We start from the raw sequence: 3,425 nt of genomic DNA, 5'->3' as shown, positions 1-3,425 counted from the left end.
AAAAAAACATTTATCACAGGCATTAACTCCTTGCAACTCCTATATCTCCTTTATTTTTTCTTATCCCTTATCCCGAATTGACGTTTATTGAGCCTAATTTATCATAGGTATTTATTCCAACATCACCATAAGCGTTTCCATCTAATATTAATGTCTTATTGCTATTAATTCTAGCCGTTATAGAGCTAGCAGCACCACCAGATATAGATCCTATAGTAATGTTATTATTTATTATAAGACTATCACCCCGAGGACAAGGCCAACCATCATGACCTGGATTAGCTTGCACTTTTATCCCACCTATTCTTTCAGGAGCGTGTTCATCAACTATAATTATATCATTTTCCTTATTAAGAATCATCCAATCATTATTATCATTCTTGGCATCTATCTTCTCACTAAGTTTATGGCTACCATCAGTATTAACTCCACGACCTGCAGAAGCAACGCTGCTCCATCCCATACTTGCTAAAACAGAGGCAACTGACACGCTGGTCAGCAAATTTTTTAAGAATTTTTGTTTTTTTAGACATATTTACCATTTTTTATTTTAAAAAATAACTCACCACAACAGATTTTTACTTAATACCCACTAGTGTACGGATAAAATATTAATACAAATTTTTGAGTATATTAACTTGATTAAGCAACATTTGGTGTATCATAGTGATTAACCTATGTCAACAAGAGGTATAAAAATTATTTAATTAAGATTAAAATCTTAAGAAAGATTAATTAATATTATTACAACAACATTAATATAATCTAATTTAGGGGGTTATCGATTTTATTTGCGATTTCCCATTGACTAAAATAGATGGTGGTAATATAATGCCGACTTAGTTTTGTTTAAGGACTTAGTTTGTTTAAATTTTAGTTTAGGATATTTCTCATGTTCGCAATCGTCAAAGCAGGCGGAAAACAGTATAAAGTCGGCAAAAACAGTGTCATCAAAATAGAAAGAATTGACGGTGATAGAGGGGCAAAAGTTCAACTTGATCAGGTGTTGATGATTGGTGAAGATTCAAAACCATCTTTTATCGGTACGCCAATAGTTCAAGGGGCTCTTGTTACAGCTGAAATTACTAACCAGTTTAAAGATAATAAGATTATTGTCTTTAAGAAAAAACGTCGCCAGAATTATCGTCGAAAGAATGGTCATAGGCAGGAATTAACCGAACTGAAAATATTAGACATTACTAAATTATAACTGGATTTATAAGGATATATAGATGGCAACTAAAAAAGCTGGTGGTAGTTCCAGGAATGGGAGAGACTCAGCCGGTCGTAGATTAGGTACTAAAAAATCTGATGGACAATATGTCATATCAGGTAATATAATTGTTAGGCAACGGGGTACTAAAATTTACCCAGGTGAAAATGTTGGGATTGGAAGAGATCATACGTTATTTGCCTTGGTTAAAGGTAAAGTAAAATTCTCTAGTAAGGGCGGGCATAAAATAGTTAATGTTGCGTTGGTGGCCTAATTATAATCCTGTATAATGCCCAGCCATGCAACTAGACCTCTTGCATAACCTGTATATCATAAGTGATAAATTCTTGTTGAGGATCGTAGTTAATTGTTAGGAGTGGTAAGAGAAAGTGAGGAATATTTCACAAATAAATTGGCTATGCTAAATGTTGAGGAATATGATAAATCTCAATTGGAAACCATTAGAAATCAAATTAGCAATAACGAAAATCCTACCACTATAGTTTCAGTTGATTACTATGGTATAGAATCAATAATCAACTGAAAATCAAACACTGAATTGACAAAAAAGATTATAGCTGCACATAAATATAAATGATTATCTCCGGCAGCCTCCTAGAACTTCTTTCTATAGTTAATTCAGGAGAATTTGGGGCTAGGAACGATGGAGCGACGCCTATAAGTAATAGGCGAACGACGAGTGACGACGTCCCCAACTTCTCATCAATTGACTATATGCCGCTATAGCTCAGAGGTAGAGCACATCATTGGTAATGATGAGGTCGCAGGTTCAATTCCTGCTAGCGGCACCATATACATATTATCATTTGTTAAATTGAAACTATAAAATTCAATACAAAGTTTTATGAGTGCTATTTAGTTTATAATCGAACTCAAGAGAGTAAAAGCACTTTAGACTTTGTCATGTAGTTGTATAATGCGAGAATCGTTATTTGTTGTTTTTGGCTTACTAGAAAAGAAACATGAAGGTACAAATTTTTTGGTGTAAAGTAGCCTTTCTAGAAATGATGACTCCACTGGCATTTCTGCAGTACTTGTATTAATAAAATGAACTGCTCTTAGCAAAATATATTTTTCTCTTTCATTTACAAGAAAAGCAGCCTTTTCTTCGATATAATTTTTGTTAAGCTTTTCTGGATTTAGCATATACCATTTTTGATCTCGCTCAGATTCTTCCAATCTTTGATAATCTTTAGGCTGGAGAGCAAAAAAATCTGATTCCAATATTTCTGCTTTTACGTATTCATAGAGTACTTGGATTCCTCTACCTACTTCTAAAACACCAAACATAACACTTACATTTTTAATTATTTTAAGGACGTAAAAAACAACATCAATTTTATCATAACTAATATGAAACTACTTTTTTAAGAGTTTTGCAAGCATAAAATATACACCTTTATTTAAATTCAAAAAGATAATTGCTAGTGCTGGTAGCTTATTTATGGTACAATTTCTGTAATGAAATAATAAGATTATTAAGCTTTTTAATTATAACACAACCAATCAAGATATTTATATGGAAAATAATAAACCACCAAGAATGATGGTAGGTACCGATGAATTCTATGACCTGCTAGTTAATAGTGATGTCTTTGTTGATAAAAGTCTAATGATAAAGGAATTGCTAGAAGATAGTGGTAAAGTTATCCTAATTACTAGACCAAGGCGGTGGGGTAAGAGCTTGAATATGAATATGCTCCAGAAATTTTTTGAGATAGAGGTGGATAAGAGAGGTACGCCTTTACCTGAAGAAGATAGAGTTAATCGCATTCTCTTTACCGGTGGGGAAATCAATTTAGGTATTAAAGGAAAAAGGACTTTAGAGCCTTTAAAGATTAACGGCAATGAATATGCCATGACTCAACAAGGTCAATTTCCGGTGATTTTGCTCAATCTTAAAGATGTAAAAGGTAGTAGTTATCAAGAAATAGAACTAGGTATAAAGGATCAAATTATAGAATTATTTGCCAATCATCATTACTTAAATCATCATGTAACAGAAGATACAGGACTATTAAATAATGCCCAAAAAGAAAAACTAAGGAGATATTTTGATGGGAAACTTGAGAGAAATGACTTAAAAGATAGTTTACGGGTTTTGAGTGAAGTACTGTACAAACATTTTGGTCAAAAAGTTTACATATTAATCGATGAATACGATACGCCGATCAATAGTTCATACATTAAG

The 3,425-nt window shown here is 32.7% G+C and carries 7 protein-coding genes and 1 tRNA gene; 6 read left to right on the top strand and 2 right to left on the bottom strand.

What is annotated here, in order from left to right:
- Positions 1-67: 67 nt before the first annotated feature.
- Complete coding sequence (locus RiCNE_RS06430) at positions 68-490, bottom strand: hypothetical protein (protein ID WP_094649748.1); 423 nt, start codon at positions 488-490, stop codon at positions 68-70.
- A gap of 402 nt (positions 491-892) precedes the next feature.
- Here RiCNE_RS06430 and rplU point away from each other — a divergent pair, with 402 nt between their 5' ends.
- The 5 genes from rplU (at position 893) to RiCNE_RS06410 (ending at position 2,025) form a co-directional block, all read left to right on the top strand.
- Positions 893-1,210: a 50S ribosomal protein L21 gene (gene rplU / locus RiCNE_RS06425; protein ID WP_094649747.1), complete on the top strand. Its 318-nt coding sequence runs from the start codon at positions 893-895 to the stop codon at positions 1,208-1,210.
- A 22-nt stretch (positions 1,211-1,232) separates the two neighbouring features.
- Complete coding sequence (gene rpmA, locus RiCNE_RS06420) at positions 1,233-1,487, top strand: 50S ribosomal protein L27 (RefSeq protein WP_094649746.1); 255 nt, start codon at positions 1,233-1,235, stop codon at positions 1,485-1,487.
- Positions 1,488-1,580: 93 nt separating this feature from the next.
- Entirely contained in the window at positions 1,581-1,757 is a 177-nt protein-coding gene (locus RiCNE_RS07590) for a hypothetical protein (RefSeq protein WP_157905705.1), read from the top strand.
- Between the two features lie 50 nt (positions 1,758-1,807).
- Positions 1,808-1,960, top strand: a complete 153-nt coding sequence (locus RiCNE_RS06415) for a palindromic element RPE2 domain-containing protein (protein WP_094649745.1) — start codon at positions 1,808-1,810, stop codon at positions 1,958-1,960.
- Positions 1,951-2,025 (top strand) — tRNA-Thr (locus tag RiCNE_RS06410). Before RiCNE_RS06415 ends, RiCNE_RS06410 begins: the two co-directional genes overlap by 10 nt.
- Positions 2,026-2,125: 100 nt before the next feature.
- Here the strand turns inward: RiCNE_RS06410 and RiCNE_RS06405 are convergent.
- Positions 2,126-2,524 carry a hypothetical protein gene (locus RiCNE_RS06405; protein WP_094649744.1) on the bottom strand — a complete coding sequence of 133 codons (399 nt, stop codon included), beginning with the start codon at positions 2,522-2,524 and terminating at the stop codon, positions 2,126-2,128.
- A 229-nt stretch (positions 2,525-2,753) separates the two neighbouring features.
- Between RiCNE_RS06405 and RiCNE_RS06400 the strand changes: the two genes are divergently transcribed.
- The coding region (locus RiCNE_RS06400; protein ID WP_157905704.1) for an AAA family ATPase at positions 2,754-3,425 on the top strand (672 nt) is incomplete at its 3' end.

Origin of the sequence: Rickettsia endosymbiont of Culicoides newsteadi (genome assembly GCF_002259525.1) — a bacterium.
Taxonomy (GTDB): domain Bacteria; phylum Pseudomonadota; class Alphaproteobacteria; order Rickettsiales; family Rickettsiaceae; genus Tisiphia.
Note: the sequence above shows the minus strand (reverse complement) of the source record. Positions and strands in the feature narration are given on the sequence as shown.

Excerpts from the sequence above, each read along its gene's own strand:
- rplU (WP_094649747.1), top strand. The coding sequence starts at position 893 with ATGTTCGCAATCGTCAAAGCAGGCGGAAAACAGTATAAAGTCGGCAAA.
- rpmA (WP_094649746.1), top strand. The coding sequence starts at position 1,233 with ATGGCAACTAAAAAAGCTGGTGGTAGTTCCAGGAATGGGAGAGACTCA.
- RiCNE_RS06415 (WP_094649745.1), top strand. The coding sequence starts at position 1,808 with ATGATTATCTCCGGCAGCCTCCTAGAACTTCTTTCTATAGTTAATTCA.
- RiCNE_RS06405 (WP_094649744.1), bottom strand. The coding sequence starts at position 2,524 with ATGTTTGGTGTTTTAGAAGTAGGTAGAGGAATCCAAGTACTCTATGAA.